This is a genomic window from Sphingomonas sp. GW821-FHT03E12, from assembly GCF_059420685.1.
Window position 1 is genome coordinate 98767 of record NZ_JBWKUF010000007.1, and the last position, 20093, is coordinate 118859.

The window sequence follows — 20093 nt, forward strand, 5'->3', positions numbered from 1 at the left end:
AGCGCCCCTACCCCAGCAACCCCTTCGCAAACTCCCGCACCGCCGGCCCGATATCCTCGCGGCTCAGCGCCAGCGCGAGGTTGGCCTGGGCATACCCCGCCTTGTCGCCGCAATCGTAGCGCACGCCCTGGAAGGTGACGCCGTGGAAGGGCTGGCCGCCGATCATGCGGGCCATCGCGTCGGTCAGCTGGATCTCGCCGCCCGCGCCCTTTTCCTGCCCTTCCAGCACGCGCATCACTTCGGGCTGGAGGATGTAGCGGCCGATCACGGCGAGGTTGCTGGGCGCGGTGCCGGCCTTGGGCTTTTCGACCAGGCCCTTCACCTCGGTCAGCGTGCCGTCGCGGGTGCCGGGGGTGATGATGCCATATTTGTCGGTCTGGCTGTCGGCCACTTCCTGCGCGCAGATGAAGTTGCCGCCGACCTTGTTGTACGCCTCCACCATCTGCTTGAGGCAGCCGGGCTGACTGGCGGCGCCGACCATGAAATCGTCGGCGAGAAGGACCGCAAAGGGCTCGTCCCCGATGATGTCGCGCGCGCACCACACGGCGTGACCAAGGCCCATCGGCGCCTGCTGGCGGACATAGGCGATCGCGCCGGGCTTGAGGCGGGTGCCGTCGAGCACGTCGAGCGACTTGCCGCGCGACGCCATCGTCGTCTCCAGCTCATAGGAGATGTCGAAATGGTCCTCGATCGCGCTCTTGCCGCGGCCGGTGACGAAGATGAGCTGCTCGATCCCGGCCTCCAGCGCCTCGTCCACCGCGTACTGGATCAGCGGGCGATCGACGACGGGCAGCATTTCCTTGGGAAGCGCCTTGGTCGCGGGGAGGAAGCGGGTGCCGAGTCCACCGACGGGGAACACAGCCTTGCGAAGCGGTTTGATCGTCATGGCGGGCGCACATAGCGGAAGCCGGCGGCTGCGCAAAGCGGGTGCCTACCCAGGATGCCGGCCGGCACCGCAAGTCGGCTCGAATCTCAAAGCGCTGGACTTAACGGGGGCGTAACGGCACCCGGGGTAGCGCATGACCATGACCAGCCTTGCCGATCGCCGTATCCTCGTCACCGGGTCAGCCGGGTTTATCGGCTTCCACACCGCGCAGCGGCTGCTGGACGCGGGCGCGCAGGTGCTGGGGATCGACAATTTCACCCCCTATTACGACGTGTCGCTGAAAGAGGCGCGCAATGCGATCCTTGTCGCGCGGCCGGGGTTTCGCCTCGCGCGGCTGGGGATCGAGCAGGCGGATGCGCTCGGCGAAGCATGGCGGGAATTCGCGCCGGATACCGTGATCCACCTCGCGGCGCAGGCGGGCGTACGGTACAGCATCGACCATCCGGCGGACTATGTCGGCACTAACGTGACGGGCACCTTCAACCTGCTCGAGCTGGCGCGGCACAATCCGGTGCGGCATTTCCTCGCCGCCTCGACCAGCTCGGTCTATGGCGCCAATACTGACATGCCGTTCGCCGAGACGCAGCGGACGCAGACGCCGATGAGCCTCTATGCCGCGACCAAGAGCGCGACCGAGCTGATCGGGCACAGCTATGCGCATCTCTATGGCATTCCGCTGACCTTCTTCCGCTTCTTCACCGTCTATGGCCCATGGGGGCGCCCCGACATGGCGCTGTTCAAGTTCATGAAGGCGATGTCCGCGGGCGAGGCGATCGACGTCTATGGCCATGGCCAGATGGCGCGCGACTTCACCTATGTCGACGATCTGGTGACGGCGCTGGTGGCGCTGATCGACGCCGTTCCGGGGACCACGCCGGTGTCAGCGGCGGACAGCCTCTCGCCGGTCGCGCCGTTCCGCAGCGTCAATATCGGCGGGGGCAGCCCGGTGCCGCTGATGGACTATATCGCCGCGCTGGAGGCGGCGATGGAGGCAGAGGCGAAGAAGAACTTCCTGCCCATGCAGCCGGGCGACGTGCCTGCGACCCACGCCAGCGCCGATCTGTTGCGTGCGCTTGTCGGCTTTGTGCCCGGGACGCCGGTGCGCGAGGGGGTGAAGGCCTTCGTCGACTGGTATCGGAGCTATTATGGCTGAGCGGGCTGGTGCCGTTTCCCCGGCAGACTCCGTGACGGGTCTTTAACGCGGCGGCGATATAGGGCGGGCATGAACAAGAAAGTCCTCGCGATCTTCGGCACACGGCCGGAGGCGATCAAATTCTTCCCCGTGGTAAGGGCGCTGGCGCAGGTGCCGGGCCTCACCGTGCGAACCTGCGTCACTGCGCAGCACCGCGGGCTGCTCGATCAGGTGCTGGCAATCGCGGGGCTCGTTCCGGACATCGACCTTGATCTCATGGAGCCGGGCCAGTCGCTCGACCGGCTGACCGCACGTCTGCTGACGGCGCTGGGCGAGGTGATGGACACCGAGAAGCCCGATCGCGTGCTGGTGCAGGGCGACACGGCGACTGCGATGGTCGGCGCCCTCGCAGCCTATTACCGCAAGGTGCCGGTGGGACATGTCGAGGCCGGGTTGCGCTCGGGCGACATCTGGCAACCCTGGCCCGAGGAGGTGAATCGCCGCATCGTGGCCCCGATCGCCGACCAGCATTTCGCCCCTACCGAAACCGCGGCGGAAGCGCTCAGGCGCGAGAATATCGATCCGGCGGCGATCCATGTGACGGGCAACACGGTGATCGACGCGCTGCTCGCCACGCGCGAACGGATCGCGGCGGAGCCCGGACTGGCGGCGCAGCTCGATCCGGTCGCGAAGCGCTTCGCGGGGAAGCGGCTGGTGCTCGTCACCACGCATCGGCGCGAGAATTTCGGCGGCGGGATGGAGTCGATCGCCCGGGCCATCGCGCGAATCGCCGACCGGCCCGACACCGCGATCCTGTTCCCGATGCATCCCAATCCCAATGTCGTGTCCGTGATGGACGCGGCGCTGGGTGAACGCGCGAATGTCGCGCGGATCGAGCCGCTCGATTACCCCAATTTCATCCGCGCGCTCGACCTGTGCGACGTGGTGCTGACCGACTCCGGTGGAGTCCAGGAAGAAGCGCCGGCACTGGGCAAGCCGGTGCTGGTGATGCGCGAGACGACGGAACGGCCCGAGGGGGTCGTGGCGGGGACGGCGAAGCTCGTCGGGACCGATGCGGATTGTATCGTTTCCGAAATCTCAACCCTGTTGGATAACAAGGACGCCTATCAGGCCATGGCGCGCGCCCACAATCCGTTCGGCGACGGCCATGCCTCGGCAAGGATTGCAAAGGTTGTCGCAAATGGATTCGGGCTCTGAACTCAACGTCGCCGTTCTCGGGCTCGGCTATATCGGCCTTCCCACCGCCGCGGTAATCGCGCGAACCGGTGCGAAGGTGCTGGGCATCGACGTCCACCAGCATGTCGTCGACACGATCAATGCGGGCAAGGTGCATATCGAGGAAGTCGACCTCGACGGCCTCGTCTCGGGCGTGATCGCGCGCGGCACGCTGCGCGCCTCGACCGTCATCGAGCCGTCCGACGTCTTCCTGATCGCGGTGCCGACCCCCTTCGGCGAGAATCATGCGCCCGATATCGGCTATGTCCTTCAGGCCGCGACCAGCGTCGCCGGCGTACTCAAGGCCGGTGACACCGTCATTCTCGAATCGACCTCACCCGTCGGCACCACGGAAAAGGTCGCCGATCTGATCCACCAGCTCCGCCCCGACCTCAGGATCCCCGGCCATTGCAGCGGGATCGCCGATGTCGCGATCGCCTATTGCCCCGAGCGCGTGCTGCCCGGCCGCATCCTGGTCGAGCTGATCGACAATGACCGCGTGGTCGGCGGCGTCACCCCGCGTTGTGCGCGGAAAGCGCTGCAATTCTACCGCCGCTTCGTGCGCGGCGCCTGTGTCACCACCAGCGCGCGCGCCGCCGAGATGACCAAGCTGACCGAGAATGCGTTCCGCGACGTCAACATCGCCTTCGCCAACGAATTGTCGGTCGTCGCCGACGGCATGGGCATCGACGTCTGGGAAGTGATCCGCCTCGCCAACCGCCATCCGCGCGTGAACATCCTTTCGCCCGGCCCCGGCGTCGGCGGCCATTGCATCGCCGTCGACCCCTGGTTCCTGGTCGCCGCGGATCGCGAGAACACGCCGCTGATCCGCACCGCGCGCGAAGTGAATGACGGCAAGGTCGGCTATACGGTCGGCCGCGCGGACGCATTGATCGCGGCGCTGCCCGACGCGCCGGTCGCGTGCCTGGGCCTCGCCTTCAAGGCGAATATCGACGACTTCCGCGAAAGCCCTGCCCTGCACGTTGCCGAAGCGCTGGCCGCGCAGCACGGGTCGCGCATCCGCATCGTCGAACCCTATGCCCGCACCCTGCCCGAGACGCTGACGAAGGCGGGCGCGACGCTGATCGACATCGATACCGCGCTGGAGACCTGCCCGATCCTGATCGTGCTGGTGGATCACGATGTGTTCAAATCGGTTCCGCTGGCCGAGCGCAGCGAAAAGCTGGTGTACGATACGCGCGGAATCTGGCCGGATCAGCCGGTGCGCGGCGGCAACCCGGCGCCACTGCAGATCGCGGTGTAACCACGATCGCGGCCGATTCTACCCGCTAGCCCCCCGGCCGCGACGAACCATCGCCTGATCATCGGCCAACGGGGCCCACCACGCTTCATTTTCGAGGTACCAGCGCACCGTTTTCTCCAGGCCGGTTTCAAAGGTTTCGACCGGGGACCAGCCCAGTTCGCGCCGGATACGGCTGCAATCGATCGCGTAGCGGAAGTCGTGGCCGGGCCGGTCCTGAACAAAGGCAATCTGCTCGGCGTAACCGCGCCCATCGGCCCTGGGCCTCAACCTGTCGAGCATGGCACATACCGCTCTTGCGACGTCGATATTCCGGCGCTCCATTCCTCCGCCGACGGCGTAGCGGAGGCCTGGTGCGCCCGCCTCGAGCATATGCCGGAGCGCACGGACATGATCGTCCACGAACAGCCAGTCGCGGATGTTCATGCCCGTACCATAGACAGGCAGGGCTTCCCCGCGGAGCGCGGCGATGATCATCCTGGGTACGAACTTTTCCGGAATCTGATAGGGACCGTAATTGTTCGAGCAATTGGAAAGGGAGACCGGCAAGCCATAGGTGTGCCCCCAAGCGCTCACGAGATGATCGGCCCCGGCCTTCGAAGCCGCATAGGGCGAGCGCGGGTCATAGGCCGTGTCCTCACTGAAATGCCCTTCGGCGCCAAGCTCACCGAACACTTCGTCAGTGGAGACATGGTGAAAGCGGAACCGGTCGCGCAAGGCGGGATCCGCTCGACGCCAATATGCAAGCGCCTCGTCCAGCAACGTATAGGTTCCGACGAGGTTCGTGCGAACGAATGCAGCCGGTCCGTCGATTGACCGGTCGACATGGCTCTCGGCGGCCAGGTGCATCACATAGTCCGGACGAAAGTCCGCCAGCACGGCGGAAACAGCACGCGGATCACAAATATCCGCATGAACAAAATGGTAGCGCGCATCATCCGCGACCGATCTCGTGGCCTCCACGGTACCCGCATAGGTGAGCAGGTCGAGACTCAGCACCTCGTGGCGGGTGCCCGAGATCAAATGACGGACAAGCGCGGATCCAATGAAACCGGCACCGCCGGTTACGAGAATGCGCATATGATTCGCCTCAACCCGGTCAAATCATCAGCGCGCGCCGGTGCGGCCATGGCGGCCCCTCCGGGATGATGTACCAGCGACCTCGCCATGAACCGCGCATTCCGGACGCTATCACGAAAGATGGCCTTGCGGACCGGTTTTCTGGTCATCCGACGCGACTCCCCCAGTCCGCCGATAACGCACACAGGCTGCGGGACAAGGCCCAGCCGGTCTTCGGCATAGACGGCGAACGAGGCCGTCACACACCCGGCCGCGCGGTGATCAACCCGCTGTGCAGGTGCAACAAAAAGTCGCGATCGAGCAGCACCCCTATCTTTCCTAGGGCCGGGTTCAACTATATAGGCTTCGCCAAAGCTGTGATGCAGGCGCGGAATTGAGCCATTTACCGGCCGCTCAGAAGGGTAAGAAATGCAGAATGCGTCAATGCACTATCAGGGCGACAAGGGCGTAGCCTATTTCACCTGGCAGAATGAAGTCGGCAATTTCGGCGGTCAGTTGAGTGCGCGCCGCTACCTGCAATATGCAAAACCAGGCGACAAGGTTCTTGATTTCGGTTGCGCCGGCGGCTGGGTTCTGAAGAACATCCCGGATATCGAACGCTTCGGCGTGGAAGTGAATCCTGCCGCGCACGAACAGGCGCGCACAAATGGTGTCGCGGTGAAATCGTCAATCGACGAGCAGAACGGCCCGTTCGACCTCGTGATCTCCAATCACTGTCTGGAGCATGTGCCGCATCCACTCGAAGTGATCCGGAAGATGTATGACCGGCTGAAGCCGGGCGGCCGCGTCGTCCTCGTTCTGCCGATCGACGATTGGCGTAACCAGCGCACCTATCGCGACACGATCGACAACCATCTGCACACTTGGACTCCTGTCCTGATCGGCAACACGTTGAAAGAGGCAGGTTTCGAGGTTGAGCGCGCCGAAGTGCTCACCCACGCCTGGCTGCCCAAGAAGGAACTCTTCCGGCGCTACCTGCCCGAACCGGTCTTCCATTTCCTGTGCGGCATCTATTCACGGCTCACCAATCAGCGCGACGTGATCGCAGTAGGGCGAAAGGCCTAGGCGATCCGTTCAGCGAGGCGCGAGGCGCAGCACCGGCATTGCCCGGCCGCCTCTCGTCCAGTTCGCAGCCGAGCCGCAATCATTGGACGAACAGGGAAGTGACCGATCCGGCGAGTGCGTTTCCTCCAGGCAGAAACGGCACATCATTCTGTGAATACGTCTCGTCGCCGCGCATCTCGCACATGCAGCACGATTGCTTGCTCGTTGCCGAGATGCCTTATAACTGATGCCGCATAAGAGGGGCCTAATGAGCAAACGGAAAGTCGCCTTGATCACGGGTGTGACGGGCCAGGACGGTGCCTATCTGTCGGAGCTGCTGCTCTCCAAGGGGTATGAGGTTCATGGCGTGAAGCGGCGTTCGTCGTCGTTCAACACCGGCCGGATCGAAGACATCTATCAGGATCCGCATGTCGAGGATGCGCAGTTTCACCTGCACTATGGCGACTTGACCGACTCGACCAACCTGATCCGGCTGGTCCAGCAGATTCAACCTGACGAGGTCTATAACCTGGCTGCGCAGAGCCATGTTCAGGTGAGTTTCGAGACCCCCGAATATACCGCCAATGCGGATGCGGTCGGCACATTGCGGCTGCTGGAGGCGATCCGGATCCTCGGCCTGGAGAAGACCACGCGCTTCTATCAGGCTTCGACGAGCGAATTATACGGTCTCGTCCAGGAGGTTCCGCAGCGCGAGACCACCCCCTTCTATCCCCGTTCGCCCTACGGCGTTGCGAAGCTCTACGCCTACTGGATCGTGGTCAATTATCGCGAAGCCTATGGCATGCATGCCTCGAACGGCATCCTGTTCAACCACGAAAGCCCGCTGCGCGGCGAGACGTTCGTCACGCGCAAGATCACGCGCGCCGTCGCGGCGATCAAGCTCGACCGGCAGGAGAAGCTGTGGCTCGGCAATCTCGACGCCAAACGCGACTGGGGACATGCGCGTGAATATGTTCGCGGCATGTGGATGATGATGCAGCAGGACGAACCCGACGATTATGTGCTCGCAACCGGCGTGACCACGCCCGTGCGCACCTTCGTCGAATGGGCGTTCGAGGATGTCGGCATCGCATTGCGCTGGGAAGGGACCGGTGTCGACGAGAAGGGATTCTGCGCGGAAACGGGCAAGTGTCTGGTCGAGATCGATCCGCGCTATTTCCGCCCGACCGAAGTCGATCTGCTGATCGGAGACCCCACCAAGGCAAAGGAAAAGCTTGGCTGGAGCCACGAAACATCGGCGCGCGAGCTCGCCCGCGAGATGGTGCAGGCGGACCTCAAGGTGATGCAGCACGAACCGATTGCAAAGGGTTCCTGAGGTGACCGGGGGATCCTTCGACCTTGCCGGCAAGAAGGTCTTCGTCGCCGGGCATCGCGGCATGGTCGGTTCGGCGATCGTGCGGCGCCTGGAGGTCGAGGACTGTCGCATCGTGACCGCCGGTCGCGACGTGGTGGACCTGAAGGATCAGGCGGCCACGCGCGCGTGGTTCGATGCCGAACGTTTCGACGCGGTCTTTCTGGCTGCAGCGAAGGTGGGCGGGATTCTCGCCAACTCCACCTACCCCGCCGACTTTCTGTACGACAACCTGATGATCGAGGCGAATGTCATCGAAGCGGCCCACCGCACCGATGTCGCAAAGCTGATGTTCCTCGGATCCAGTTGCATCTATCCCAAATTCGCCCCGCAGCCGATCGAGGAAAGCGCGCTGCTCACCGGGCCGCTGGAACCGACCAACGAATGGTATGCGATTGCCAAGATCGCCGGGATCAAGCTCGCACAGGCCTATCGGCAACAGCACGGGAACGACTTCATCTCGGCGATGCCGACGAATCTCTATGGGCCGGGCGACAATTTCGACCTTCAGTCGAGCCATGTGCTGCCTGCGCTGATCCGCAAGGCGCATGAGGCCAAGCTCGCCGGTGCGGACAGCATGACGATCTGGGGTACCGGAACCCCGCGGCGAGAATTCCTGCATGTCGACGATCTCGCCGAAGCGTGCGTGTTCCTCATGAAGCATTATTCGGACGACGAGCATGTCAACATCGGGTCCGGCGACGATGTAACCATCCTCGAATTGACCCGAATGGTGGCCGGGATCGTCGGCTTCACCGGCGAAATTCTGTGCGACACGAGCAAGCCAGACGGCACGCCGCGCAAGCTCATGTCGAATGATCGCATCGCGGCAATGGGCTGGAAGCCTTCGATCAGCCTTCCGGACGGGATTGCCTCGACCTACGAAATCTTCAAATCGCTGGCGCCATGAGCGATCGGTCAGCGTCGCGAGGATGACGGGACAGATGCGTTCGGGGGGAACGGAGCGGTCCATGCGCATATTGTTGTTCAGCAATCTCTATGCGCCGGAGCCAACCGGCACCGGGCCGATGTCCAGCCAGTTGGCGGCCTCGCTTGTCCAGAAGGGGCATGAGGTCAAGGTCATCGCGGCTTACCCTTCCTATCCCTATTGGCGGCGGTTCGATGGCTACCCCGTCTGGCGCTGGACCCGGGAAAACCTTGACGGCGTCGAAGTCCATCGCTGCCCGCTCTTCGTTCCGGCAAAGGTCGGCGGCGCGACCCGCATCCTTCACTATGGCAGCTTCGCGGCGAGCAGCACGCTGCCCGCCCTTCGTCTGGCCCGCGGATTCCGGCCTGATCTGGTGATGCTGGTCGCCCCCACGCTGATTGCGGCGCCCATCGCCCTGCTGGCTGCGCGGCTGGCGGGCGCCAAAAGCTGGCTCCATGTCCAGGACTTCGAGGTCGAGGCGGGCTTTGCCACCGGTCAGATGCGCGCTGACGGGATGATCGCTCGCGCCGCGCTCAAGTTCGAACGCGCGTGCATCAATGGTTTCGACCAGACCAGCAGCATTTCCGGGGCGATGTGCCGCAAACTCATCGACAAGGGCCGGGCGCCGGAGACGGTGTATGAATTGCGCAACTGGGCACACACATCGAGGGTGGAGCATTCCACACTGTTCCGCGACCGGTGGAATATCCGCACGCCGCACGTAGCGCTTTACTCCGGCAGCATCGCAAGGAAGCAGGGGATCGAGATCATTGCCGATGTCGCGCGCCGCCTGCAGCATCGGCGTGACATCACATTCGTGATCTGCGGTGAAGGACAGACACGTCCCGAACTCGAGCTGCACGCCTCCGGCCTCGACAATATCCAGTTCCACGATCTTCAGCCCAAGGAGGAGGTCGCGGACCTTCTGCATATGGCGACCATCCACCTGCTTCCGCAGCGCGCCGATGCCGCCGATCTGGTCCTTCCGTCGAAATTGACCAACATGCTCGCTTCCGGACGGCCAGTCATCGCGGGCGCCGCTCCGGATTCGGATCTTGCGCGAGAAGTCGAAGGCTGCGGCCTGGCGGTTACGCCGGAAGACCCGGCCGCCATGGCGGCGGCGGTCGAGCGGCTTGCCGACGATCCGGCGCTGCATCGCACGCTTGGCGACGCGGCCGTCAGGCGCGCAGACGAATATTGGAACCGCGGACAGATCATCGAACGGTTAGACGAACAGTTGAGACGTCTCGCACGCGCGGCCCAATAGACAGGGGTTGGGGCCTCCGTTAGTGGATAACCATCGGACAAAGGTTCACTCCAGAACCAGACCGTCCGTCATTTTTAGGCAGGTTGATGGGTTCTTTCACGAAGCTTCGTAAAGCCGCGGAGTTGCTCACGCGGCCCATCTTCGCGCGTGCTGCGATCTCGCACCGGGTGGCGGCTGCGATCGAACATGTCGAAGCGATCCGTTATGCGCGTGCCGAAACGCTGATCGACATCGGCGCGAACAAGGGGCAATTCAGCCTCGCCTTTCGCGCACAGCGCCCGTCCGCCAGGATCGTCGCCTTCGAACCGCTGCCCAGCGAAGCCGCCATCTATGAAAAGCTCTTCGCAGGCGATGCCGGCACCGAACTTCACCGTGTGGCGATCAGCCAGGCCGACGGCACCGCCACCTTCTATGTGACGAACCGCCTGGACAGCTCCTCGCTGCTGCCCCCTGCGGACGGCCAGGACCGCGCGTTCGGCGTCAAGGAAACGCACACGATCACGGTCGATACCCGCCGCCTGGCGTCATGCGTGGCGCTGGGCTCCCTCGCTCGCCCAATCCTGATGAAGATCGACGTGCAGGGCGCCGAGCTTCAGGTCCTCCAGGCCTGTGACGACCTCGACGGCATCGACTTCGTCTATCTCGAGCTCTCCTATGTCACCCTGTACGAGGGGCAGCCATTCTTCGAGGATGTGTTCGCCCATCTTTCCGCCCGGGGATTCGAACTTGCCGGAGTCTTCAATCAGGTGAACACGGACGAGTTCGGCCCTACCCAGGCCGACTTCCTGTTCCGCAAGAAAGCCGCCTGACCTGCTCCCCCAACGCTCGGAACGCGCAATGCACAATTTGGTGTTCGTCTGGGACAATTTCGGTTTCATGCACGATGAGCGCTGTGAAGCGCTGGCCGATGCACTCGGCGACCGCGGCAAGGTCTTCGGTCTGGAACTGTTCTCGAACAGCTCGGACTACGGATGGGCGAACGCGTCATCCGAACGATTCACCAAGCTGACCATTTTCCATGGCGGGCGCGAAGAGAACCGAAAGCGCTTCAAGCTCGCCTGGCGAATTGTTCGCGCCTGCCGGAAAGTGCGGGCAACGCATGTATTCATGTGCGGGCACGGTACCGGCGGCATCTTTGAAGCGTCAACGCTCCTGCGGCTTCTTGGCATCCGGGTGACCCTGCTGTCAGACAGTAAATTCGACGACAGGCCTCGCTCGGTCTTCTTCGAGTTGATGAAGTACTTCTACTACCTGCCCTATCAGTCGGCGCTGGTGTCCAGCCGAAGGTCGAAGGAATATTTCCAGTTCCTCGGCATGAAGAAGAAGCCGTTCGAATATTATTACTACAACCGCCCCCTTGCCCGCATCCGATCGAAGGCAGGCGTTCAGCCAGCGCCCGCCGGCCTTGCCCATGGCGACCGGGATTTCACATGCGTGGCCCGGCTGATCGAGAAGAAGAACCACGGCACATTGCTGAAGGCATATGCTCGATATGCCGAGGGCCGGTCATCTCCGCGCAAGCTCGTCCTGTGCGGCTCCGGCCCGCTCGAGGCCGAATTACGCGAACAATGCGCAGCGTTGGGCATCGAGACTCACGTCGAGTTCCGCGGGTGGCAGAATGAAGACGACATCGCCAAACAGCTCGGCAGGACCCTCTGCCTGCTGCTTCCAAGCCGCGAGGAGCAGTTCGGCATCGTGGTCATCGAAGCGATTGCGATGGGCCTTCCCTGCATCGTGGGCGAGAATGTCGGTGCGCGTGATCTCTTCTTGCGCAACGGCGTAAACGGCTTTGTCATCGAACCGGACAATGTCGAGGGCCTCGCCTGCTTCATGACGCAGCTAGCTGACGACCAAGCCCTTTGGGAGCGCATGGCCCGCCAATCCATCGCGATGGCCGAGGAGGCTGATGTCTCGCTGTTCGTCCGCTCCACGCTACGCCTGGCCGGGCTAGCCTCCGCATAACCTCTTCCTACGGATACTGCGTCAGCCTGCCGTCGGACCGCGCGGATTCGACCAACCGACTCCATGTCGCCGTATGACATTGGCTACGACGCAGATGGCGAGAAACGTCTCAGCTGCCAGTACCCCCAGCGCTGCACCGGTCAGACCGAGCCAGTGCGAGAACCAGAAGGAAAGCGCAATTCCGCCGGCACATGCGAACGGGACCAGCTTCGACAGCGAAATATGCTCATGGCTGGCCGAGAGCAGCTGCAGATTATAGAACCACAGCGCGTGCGGAAGCGCAGCAACGCTCATCACGATGACGAACAACGGATCGGGATTGAGCCGGCCGCCGGTCCATAGCCGGACGATATCGGGGCCAATGAGGCTCAGCAACACGACGATGGGGCAGAGCGTCCCCAGAATCACGATGAAATTCACGTTCCACAATCGTTGCTCCGTGCGCGCATCGCCGCGGCCCCGCGCCGCTGACATTGCGGGCAGCAGCGCGCGGCTGACGAGGCCGGTGAACAGCACGGGAGTACGGCTGAGGGTACGAACCGGCACAAACAGGGCGACGGCGACGGGCCCCAGCACCGATCCCACGACCAGCGCCGCGCCCTGAAGATTGATGGCCATTCCCACAGGCGCTGCCATCGATCCCAACGCGGACGGCAACAGCGACCGCACCTGCTGCCAGCTGAAATGTGAGAAGCCCATATGCAGGAAGCTGCGCTGCCGGATCAGATCGCGGTAGATCACGATCATCGCAATCACGCGCACTCCGGCGAAGACTGCTGCCGTCGCAACCAGGTTCCTGGTCAGTATGGCCGTGAGCATGAAGGCGAGATTCTCGGCCAGCATGAAGCCGTCAAAGAGCAAGGTTCCTCGTGCATACAGCCCGGTCGCGCGCATCGCCGAGGTAGGCACCATCGACAGAATGGCCGCTGCGGTAAACAGCGCGAAGAAGAAGATGGCCCAGACATGGGGCTTGAACGCCGGACTCCAGAAGCCATCCAGGTTGGAAGTGATCGCCACGATCACAGCAGCTGCGACGACGATAAGGCCGCAAACGCCCATCATGACCATGAACACGGACTGGAATACCCGCTGAACCTGCTCGATCTCGCCGCGGGCGTAACGGATGCCGATCTCGTTCATCGCCGCCGCCGACAGGCCCAGGTCCGACATGACCAGATAGCCCGGAATGGTTGCCATGAGCAGCCAGACGCCAAAGGCCTCAATGCCGAATGCAGATACCAGCACGGGTACCGAGATAAGCTGCGACGCCATCTGGGTGCCCACGCCCAGACCGTTGGCCAGGCTATTGCGAAACAGCGTCCGCTTTCGAAGGTTCGCCAGCGCTGCGATAATCGTCCTCGGCAGCACAGCCACCCACCTCGTCAAATTCGAAACGGTTCAGGTTTCATGGCTGCGCAAATGATTGCTGTCGCCAAACGCGGCGCGTCCGCGATCACCCGGTCAGGCCTGCATAGGCCTGCCCCTCGCGCCGTACGAGCGTTCGCCGCACGAAAAGACGGCGGTCCGCCCGCGCGCCTGCAGGTGTTGCCGAAAGAGCGAACAACAGCACCCAGGCTACAAAGGGGTAGAGGTTCAGGTTGATGAAGCGGTCGTTCATCATCATCATCACGAGCAGCGTTGCGAGAACCCCCATCTTGCTGCCGTGGATGACATAAGCGCGATAGGCCATCCAAAGCATCAGCGCGACGATCGGGACGAACAGCAGCCCCATTTCCGCAATGCCGTAGAGGAAGAAGTTGTGCGGCGTGGAGTCGGTGGCTTCGTCAAAGAAGCCCAGCCCCTGCCCCGTCAACGGACGATCGATGAACGCGTTGAATGCCAGCTCCCACCGGCCTGCGCGCCCACCGAGTCCCGTACCCAGCCCGCGATTGGTGTCGTCCAGACGCAGCGAGTTGATCACATAGGGTATCGATCCGATCGCCACCGCGAGCGCCAGCGGCGAGATGAGTACCGCTGCAAGCTTCGCCTTGCGCGACCCCGCCGTCAGCAATTCGTGGCCGGACCGGAAGGCAATCGCCAGAACAATGGTGAGGATCGCCGCGCGTCCCTGTACGAAGGCCGCAAGCGCCAGAGACGGTATGGCCGTGAGCGCGAAGGGCCAGTATCGCAACGAGAGCGCGCCGCAGACCACGCCCATCGCCGAGATTTCCGCACCGAGGTTCGGATGGAGGCCGTGAAAATAGAAAAGCCGCCCCCAGACCCTGGGGATCATCCCCATGGCGAGCATCACGATGTAGATCACAGCGGCCGCAGAGACCGTGACCGCGATGACGGCACAATAGCGCCGGACGTCATCGACACGAATCATCAACGTGATCGACAAGGTCAGCAGGAACACGACGATCCTGACCAGCGATTCCGAGTACAGCTCAGCGGAGAAAATCACCGAGATGAGACACAATATCGTCATCAGGAGGAGGTTGTAGCGCTGTGCGTAGGCGATCGAATCGGATCGCATGATGAACGGCACCAGCAACAGCTTGAGCGCCAGCGCCGCACCCTGTCCGATGATCGGGGATGCGTTCAGGATATAGGCGACAAGCGCCAGACAGTCGCAAAGCGCCAGAATTGTCGCGACAAATTTCCGAGACATGGCCCGGCCCCTATCCGAGGTTTCCGGGTTGCGCAATGAACCAGCAACACGCCGTCACGCCGCAAAATGGGAGATCGATTGCCGCGCGGTCCGCCATCTCACCATCGCCCCTCGACGGTGCCGCTCGGCAATTGCCAAACACGCACCCAGTCGACCTGCATCTGCTGCCCACCCGTTGCCAGAATGAGGACGAGCCCCTGCCGGTCAATGACATTGTACCGCAGCCGAAGCGGCGCGGGCGGCTCGGGTTCGCCCATGCGCCATCTGATGACCGGCCCCACGGGGCGCCCGTTCAGAAAGCTGCGCAGTTCTCCATCGGCTCCAGGCGTCGCCGGACGCCAGAGCTGGCCGTAGATGTTGAACGATCTGACACTCTCACCCGGGCCAAATGCGATGATCCGCGAGGTGTCGGTGTCGTTCGACACATTGCACCAGCGCATGGCGCCGCAATGCTTGTTCCACTCACCATACCATTCGTGCGCGGTGATGTAGTAATGTTCGGGATGCCACCGGGGATTGAACTCGAAAATATCCGTCTCGACGAAGCGGTTATACCCCTCCGCCCTTCCCGGCCATCGCGCGGCCCCTTTCAGGGCCATATGCTCGACCGACATGCCGAAGAATACGGGCCAGGCAGCTTCAGTGGCGCTTTGGTTGGATCCGACCGCGATCCGGGCCTCGAAATACGCCCCCCCGCGGAAAACGCGGCCCTTCCAGCCTTGCGACGTCTCGACGGAGGCGGCCGTCTGAATGGTTGCCATTTGCTGCGGGCTGCCCTGCAGGGTCAGGATACCGTTGCGGATTGAGACCATCGAGGCCGCGGTCGCCGGCTCTCCGAAGAAATATCGCCTGAACCAGTTGGCCGTCCGCGCCGGCCCCTCGGCGATGGACGAGGATCTGCTGAACTCCTCGGCGAAGACGCGCCTGTAGCTGTCCCGGTCCGGCACCGACTGCGGCAAGCCGCCATTTGCCCAAGATGGAAGAGCGGTCCCGGCAACCAACAACCAAGTGGCGAGGAGCCGGGCGGTCGCTCCGCGAGCGTTCACGACCCGCCCGTCATTCACAGCTTCCGGACCTGCACCGAGTCAATCCAGGGATCCGTCCTGTTGCCGTCAAGGCCAGCTGCACCTGTCACCACGAGCCATTGGGTTCTGCACCCCGGCCCCGAAACCGCGAATTCGGCTCCCGCTTCGGCAGCGGCCTTCGACTGTGGAGCGACGAGCTTCGCGATTTCTCGCCCGGTGTCGGCGCACTTGACCATCAACGCCGGGCGCGTGGCGGCCTCGGGCCCGGTTTCGCCGGCGACGGCGGACAAACGATATTTGCCCTCGGGCAGGGTCAGCAGCTGCCGCGCAACCTCCCCGGCCGATGAAGGAACGGCCATGATTACAAGCGCAGACGCCCCCGATGCACCGGGACGGGATTCGCGCACACCCGTCAGGTCCGCCGACTGCGCCAGCGTCCAATCGAAGGGCGGCAAACGCGCTTCATCCGAAAGTTCGAACCCGCCATCCCGTACCAGATTCCCGGCATCCGATGTGCTGCGCCCGCTTGACCGCGCGTAGATCGCAGCTGCGACCGGCTCGGCCTTCAGCGCAATGGCCCGCATCATTGCCGCGGTCAGGAGATCGCGTTCGCGCTGAACATTCGGCCGCAGATTGACGGCGTGAAGGATCTCGGCAAGCGCCCGGGGGCTGGATGCATCCTTGACGAAAACATCCATGAAATCCGTCCACCACGACGGACGACCGGCCAGCATCCGCGCAAGCGGCTTTGCGATCTCAGGATCGCTCGCTGCCTGAGCCAGGACCGGAAGCAGCATCGGCCGCGCCTGCAGACGGGTGCGAAGCGCCCGATCATAGTGGAGCAATGCTCCAGGTATGTCGTTCTGGCTTGCGGAATACTCGATAAACCAAAGCTGCGTCGGCAAATCGCGCCGCGACATCTTCTCGGCATAGGTGAAGAAGCGGCGTGCGGAATCCGGCTTGTTCTCCATCTGGGCGACCAGGCCCAGCAAGCGCGCCGGAACCGCGCCCGCGGTCTCCCGCTGAAACGCCCCAAAGGCGTGGTCCCTGACCTCCGCCTGGATCGCCGGCGAAACCGAACCCGGAGTGATCAGCAGCAGGTTCGCGCGCCGCAGATGCTCATCCGCCGTCGTCCATAGGCGACTGGCACCAGCTGTCCTGATCCCGATCTGGGAGCTTGTGAACAACGTGCACCAGATGATCGCGACAAGCGCGAAGCCTCCGAGCAGACCGAAGCGAACCAGGCGAGGGACAGCCGGCCTCTGCATGTCAGAGGATCGCCCGCCACATCCGGTCAAGCACTCTCACGAGAGTCGGCCTCGCCATAGCCATAGCCGTAGCCATAACCGTAGCCATAGCCGTAATGGCCGCGCTTGGAATCGAACTTCGTCAGAACGATTCCGACAATCTGCGCGCTGACGGCGCGCAGCCGTCCGACCGCAACCTTGGCCATGTTCTTCTGCGTCGCATGCGCCTCCATGACGAACACGGTGCCTTCGATGCGGCTGCAAATCAGCGGCGCATCCGCAAGGCCCATCACCGGTGGGCTATCGAACACGACGTGATCAAAGCGCTCGAGCAAGATGCCCAACAGCTTGTCCAGGCGATCGGTCGACAGCAGTTCGGGCGCGCTCGGCGGCATCGGACCTGCCGTCATTGCGAACATGTTATCGTGCTTCAGAGGACGGATCAGCCCATCGATATTGTCGTCACCCGACAGATAGTTGCTGAGGCCCCCGGCGTTGTCGATATGCAGCAGGTTGTGGATCGACGGAGACCGCATATCCGCATCGACAAGCAGCACGCGGCGGTTGACCCTCGCCAGCGACGCTGCGATCGCGAAGCTGGTGGTGGACTTGCCTTCTGCCGGACGGGTGCTGGTGACGGCCAGGAGCTTCGGAACACCATGGTCTGTGGTAAAGCCGAGCCGCGCGTTGATCGACACATAGGCTTCCGTAAGTGCCGATTTGCGGTCGGCGAGCTGCTCGATCGCGCTGCCCTCGGACTTCGGCACCGAGCCGAGCAGAGGCACATCCATTGCAGGCTCGACGTCTGCCGGATCCGAAATCCCCTCATCGACCTGTTCGAGCGCGAAGGCCGCGCCGACGCCAAGCACAAGGCCCGCAAGCAATGCCAGCGCCAGGTTGATCAGGAACCGGGGGCTGGAAGGACGCTCCGGTACTTCCGCGACATCCACGACGGAGATGTTGTTCACGCCAACACCACCCGCGACACCGATCTCCTTATAGCGCTGAAGCAACGCATTATAGAGTTCGCGGTTGGTGTCCGCGTCGCGCTGGAAGATGTTGTACTGGATGCTGCGCCGCCGCAGATCGAGCACGCCCTGCTTCAGGCCGGTGACGCGCTCGCGCAGTGCCCGCTCCCGCTCAACGCTGGAGGTATAGGCCTCACGCAGCGCGCGCGAAACGCGCGTCTCTTCCCGTGAGATCGCGCTGTCGATCTGGCTCAACTGGGTACGAAGTGCCTTCGCCAGCGGATAGTCCGGCTCGAACTGCACCATCATCTTCGCATAGTCAGCAGCCAGCTCCGCGCGCCGTTCGCGCAGCTTGGCGATCGCCGCATTATCCAGAGCCTCGGCGACATCGCCGCCTGCCGCGCCAAGCCGGCTCTCGGCCCGCACCCGCGCCGCGGTCGCAGCAGCCAGCTCGCGATTCAAGTTCGCAAGATCGTCGGCCACCAGAGAGCGCTCTCCGGTCATGCCGCCTTCGCCCGTCGCCGGCTGGGTAGCCGGCAAATTGACGATCCCCTCGCGCGTTGCATAGCCCACCAGGACGCGCTCCGACTCATCGATGCGCGTGCGCAACTGCGTCAGCCGGCCTTCAAGGAAGCGCCGCGCATGGGCCGTCGCCTCAAACCTGCGCTCCAATGCCGTGCTGATGAAATTCGACGACCAGGAATCGATCACGCGCTTGGCGAGTGCCGCGTCAGGGGCCGTGAAGGAGATGGTTACCAGGCGAGAATCCTGAAGCGGACGCACCGAGAAATTATCAAGCAGGAGATCTCCCGCCTCACGGACACGCTCCGCCCTGTGGCCGGCATCGCTCTTCAGGCGGCCATCTTCGAACCAATCGGAATATTTCCGACTGCCGAACATTTCGAAGAACTTCTCATTGTCATAGAGCCGCAAATTGGTCGCAACGCGTTCTGCGAGCACACGCGAACGCAACAGGCCATATTGGGTCTGATAGAATTCTTCATCGATGAAGCTGGATTTCTGCTCGGCGCCATCGACCGCCATGAAGTTGCCGGTTTCGCGCTGGATCTCCATCGTCGCAGAGGAGGTGAACTGCGGCGTCATCAACAGCGTGATCAGCATCCCCAGAGCTACCGCTCCGACAACGATACCCCCGATGACCCACTTCCGCCGGCGCAGCGTGGACAGCACCTGAGTGATGATCGACGGCCCATCATCGACGCCAGCCCCACCTGCATCGGCGATCGTGTCGGCGGAAACCAGTACCGATCCCTGTCGGCGAAAATCCACGTCGTTCATAGTGCCTATGCTTTATCAGTTCAGGACTGCAACGAGCGGAGCCGACAAGAGCGCGCCGCTCTGCAGGACATCCTTGAATACTCGTGCGGTCGGGTTTTCACCGACGTAGACCAAGTCGTTGGCGTAGATTTCCGGATCGGGATAGAGGCCCTGACGGATGGCGCGGACATCATAGAGCGCGGCCATATCCTTGGCCCCGACGCGGCGGAACACCACGACGAAATTCTGCCTCGCGAACTCGGACAAGCCGCCCGCCGTCGCCGCCACCCTCAACAGCGTCATGCGCCCGGTCACCGGGTACAGGCCCGGCTTTCGCACTTCGCCATCGACCGTCACCGTCTGATTGACGGTATCGGTGTTCACGGTGACCTGGGGATTGCGCACCAGCCCCCGCAGCTTGTCGGCAATCAGGCCCGCAAGCTGGGAGGGGCTGTTGCCCGCCGCATCCACGTTTCCGATCAACGGCATCGAAATCTGCCCGTTGGCGTCGACCTGGATCGTCCGGCTGAGTTCCGGCACGCCGAAAATATCGATCGCCACCTTGTCGAACGGCCCGATCACATAGGGGCGCTGCTGGAGGATCAGATCCTCACGCGTAGGCGCAGGCAGATCGGCCGCATTGACGATCTCCAGATCTGGACGACCAATCAACTTCGGACCCGAACATGCTGTTACCGTGACCAGAAAAATGCTGCCCAGGAGGACCCTGAAGCCCATTGCCTCTTCCTTACTTACGCGATTTACGTCCGATAACGCCGCCGCCTCACACCGT

The 20093-nt window shown here is 63.1% G+C and carries 18 protein-coding genes; 10 read left to right on the plus strand and 8 right to left on the minus strand.

The window, feature by feature from the left end:
- Positions 1-7: 7 nt before the first annotated feature.
- A complete protein-coding gene (gene galU, locus AC07TU_RS19580) occupies positions 8-886 on the minus strand; it encodes a UTP--glucose-1-phosphate uridylyltransferase GalU (RefSeq protein WP_495189611.1) in 879 nt (292 codons plus the stop codon).
- Between the two features lie 139 nt (positions 887-1025).
- Here galU and AC07TU_RS19585 point away from each other — a divergent pair, with 139 nt between their 5' ends.
- From AC07TU_RS19585 to wecC, 3 genes are all read left to right on the plus strand, one after another.
- Positions 1026-2039, plus strand: a complete 1014-nt coding sequence (locus tag AC07TU_RS19585) for an NAD-dependent epimerase/dehydratase family protein (RefSeq protein WP_495189612.1) — start codon at positions 1026-1028, stop codon at positions 2037-2039.
- A gap of 69 nt (positions 2040-2108) precedes the next feature.
- Positions 2109-3236 (plus strand): non-hydrolyzing UDP-N-acetylglucosamine 2-epimerase, encoded by a 1128-nt coding sequence (wecB, locus tag AC07TU_RS19590; protein WP_495189613.1) that lies wholly within the window; start codon positions 2109-2111, stop codon positions 3234-3236.
- A complete protein-coding gene (wecC, locus tag AC07TU_RS19595; protein ID WP_495189614.1) occupies positions 3220-4518 on the plus strand; it encodes a UDP-N-acetyl-D-mannosamine dehydrogenase in 1299 nt (432 codons plus the stop codon). Before wecB ends, wecC begins: the two co-directional genes overlap by 17 nt.
- 18 nt (positions 4519-4536) lie before the next feature.
- Here wecC and rfbB read toward each other — a convergent pair whose 3' ends face one another.
- Positions 4537-5595, minus strand: a complete 1059-nt coding sequence (gene rfbB, locus AC07TU_RS19600) for a dTDP-glucose 4,6-dehydratase (protein ID WP_495189615.1) — start codon at positions 5593-5595, stop codon at positions 4537-4539.
- Positions 5596-6018: 423 nt separating this feature from the next.
- Between rfbB and AC07TU_RS19605 the strand changes: the two genes are divergently transcribed.
- The 6 genes from AC07TU_RS19605 to AC07TU_RS19630 all read left to right on the plus strand — a co-directional run bounded on the left by AC07TU_RS19605 (position 6019) and on the right by AC07TU_RS19630 (position 12168).
- Positions 6019-6660 (plus strand): class I SAM-dependent methyltransferase, encoded by a 642-nt coding sequence (locus AC07TU_RS19605; RefSeq protein ID WP_495189616.1) that lies wholly within the window; start codon positions 6019-6021, stop codon positions 6658-6660.
- A gap of 247 nt (positions 6661-6907) precedes the next feature.
- The gene (gene gmd, locus AC07TU_RS19610; RefSeq protein ID WP_495189617.1) at positions 6908-7975 is read left to right on the plus strand and encodes a GDP-mannose 4,6-dehydratase; all 1068 of its coding nucleotides are present in this window, start codon (positions 6908-6910) and stop codon (positions 7973-7975) included.
- Between the two features lies 1 nt (position 7976).
- Positions 7977-8921 carry a GDP-L-fucose synthase gene (gene fcl, locus AC07TU_RS19615; RefSeq protein ID WP_495189618.1) on the plus strand — a complete coding sequence of 315 codons (945 nt, stop codon included), beginning with the start codon at positions 7977-7979 and terminating at the stop codon, positions 8919-8921.
- 61 nt (positions 8922-8982) lie between these two features.
- Positions 8983-10206 carry a WcaI family glycosyltransferase gene (locus AC07TU_RS19620; RefSeq protein WP_495189619.1) on the plus strand — a complete coding sequence of 408 codons (1224 nt, stop codon included), beginning with the start codon at positions 8983-8985 and terminating at the stop codon, positions 10204-10206.
- A 122-nt stretch (positions 10207-10328) separates the two neighbouring features.
- A complete protein-coding gene (locus tag AC07TU_RS19625; protein ID WP_495189620.1) occupies positions 10329-11015 on the plus strand; it encodes an FkbM family methyltransferase in 687 nt (228 codons plus the stop codon).
- Positions 11016-11043: 28 nt separating this feature from the next.
- The gene (locus tag AC07TU_RS19630) at positions 11044-12168 is read left to right on the plus strand and encodes a glycosyltransferase family 4 protein (protein ID WP_495189621.1); all 1125 of its coding nucleotides are present in this window, start codon (positions 11044-11046) and stop codon (positions 12166-12168) included.
- A gap of 21 nt (positions 12169-12189) precedes the next feature.
- On the opposite strand, the gene AC07TU_RS19635 is transcribed toward AC07TU_RS19630, so the two are convergent.
- The 3 genes from AC07TU_RS19635 to AC07TU_RS19645 form a co-directional block, all read right to left on the minus strand.
- Complete coding sequence (locus tag AC07TU_RS19635) at positions 12190-13542, minus strand: lipopolysaccharide biosynthesis protein (protein ID WP_495189622.1); 1353 nt, start codon at positions 13540-13542, stop codon at positions 12190-12192.
- A 79-nt stretch (positions 13543-13621) separates the two neighbouring features.
- Positions 13622-14818 (minus strand): O-antigen ligase family protein, encoded by a 1197-nt coding sequence (locus tag AC07TU_RS19640; protein WP_495189623.1) that lies wholly within the window; start codon positions 14816-14818, stop codon positions 13622-13624.
- Between the two features lie 62 nt (positions 14819-14880).
- Complete coding sequence (locus AC07TU_RS19645) at positions 14881-15543, minus strand: hypothetical protein (protein ID WP_495189624.1); 663 nt, start codon at positions 15541-15543, stop codon at positions 14881-14883.
- Between the two features lie 34 nt (positions 15544-15577).
- On the opposite strand from AC07TU_RS19645, the gene AC07TU_RS19650 reads away from it, so the two are divergent.
- On the plus strand, positions 15578-15712 hold the full coding sequence (locus AC07TU_RS19650) for a hypothetical protein (RefSeq protein WP_495189625.1): 135 nt from the start codon (positions 15578-15580) through the stop codon (positions 15710-15712).
- A gap of 130 nt (positions 15713-15842) precedes the next feature.
- Here the strand turns inward: AC07TU_RS19650 and AC07TU_RS19655 are convergent, their stop codons facing one another.
- The 3 genes from AC07TU_RS19655 to AC07TU_RS19665 are packed head-to-tail and all read right to left on the minus strand — an operon-like array spanning position 15843 to position 20038.
- Complete coding sequence (locus AC07TU_RS19655; protein ID WP_495189626.1) at positions 15843-17075, minus strand: hypothetical protein; 1233 nt, start codon at positions 17073-17075, stop codon at positions 15843-15845.
- A gap of 26 nt (positions 17076-17101) precedes the next feature.
- Entirely contained in the window at positions 17102-19321 is a 2220-nt protein-coding gene (locus tag AC07TU_RS19660) for a GumC family protein (protein ID WP_495189627.1), read from the minus strand.
- A gap of 15 nt (positions 19322-19336) precedes the next feature.
- Positions 19337-20038 carry a polysaccharide biosynthesis/export family protein gene (locus AC07TU_RS19665; RefSeq protein WP_495189628.1) on the minus strand — a complete coding sequence of 234 codons (702 nt, stop codon included), beginning with the start codon at positions 20036-20038 and terminating at the stop codon, positions 19337-19339.
- Positions 20039-20093: the final 55 nt, after the last annotated feature.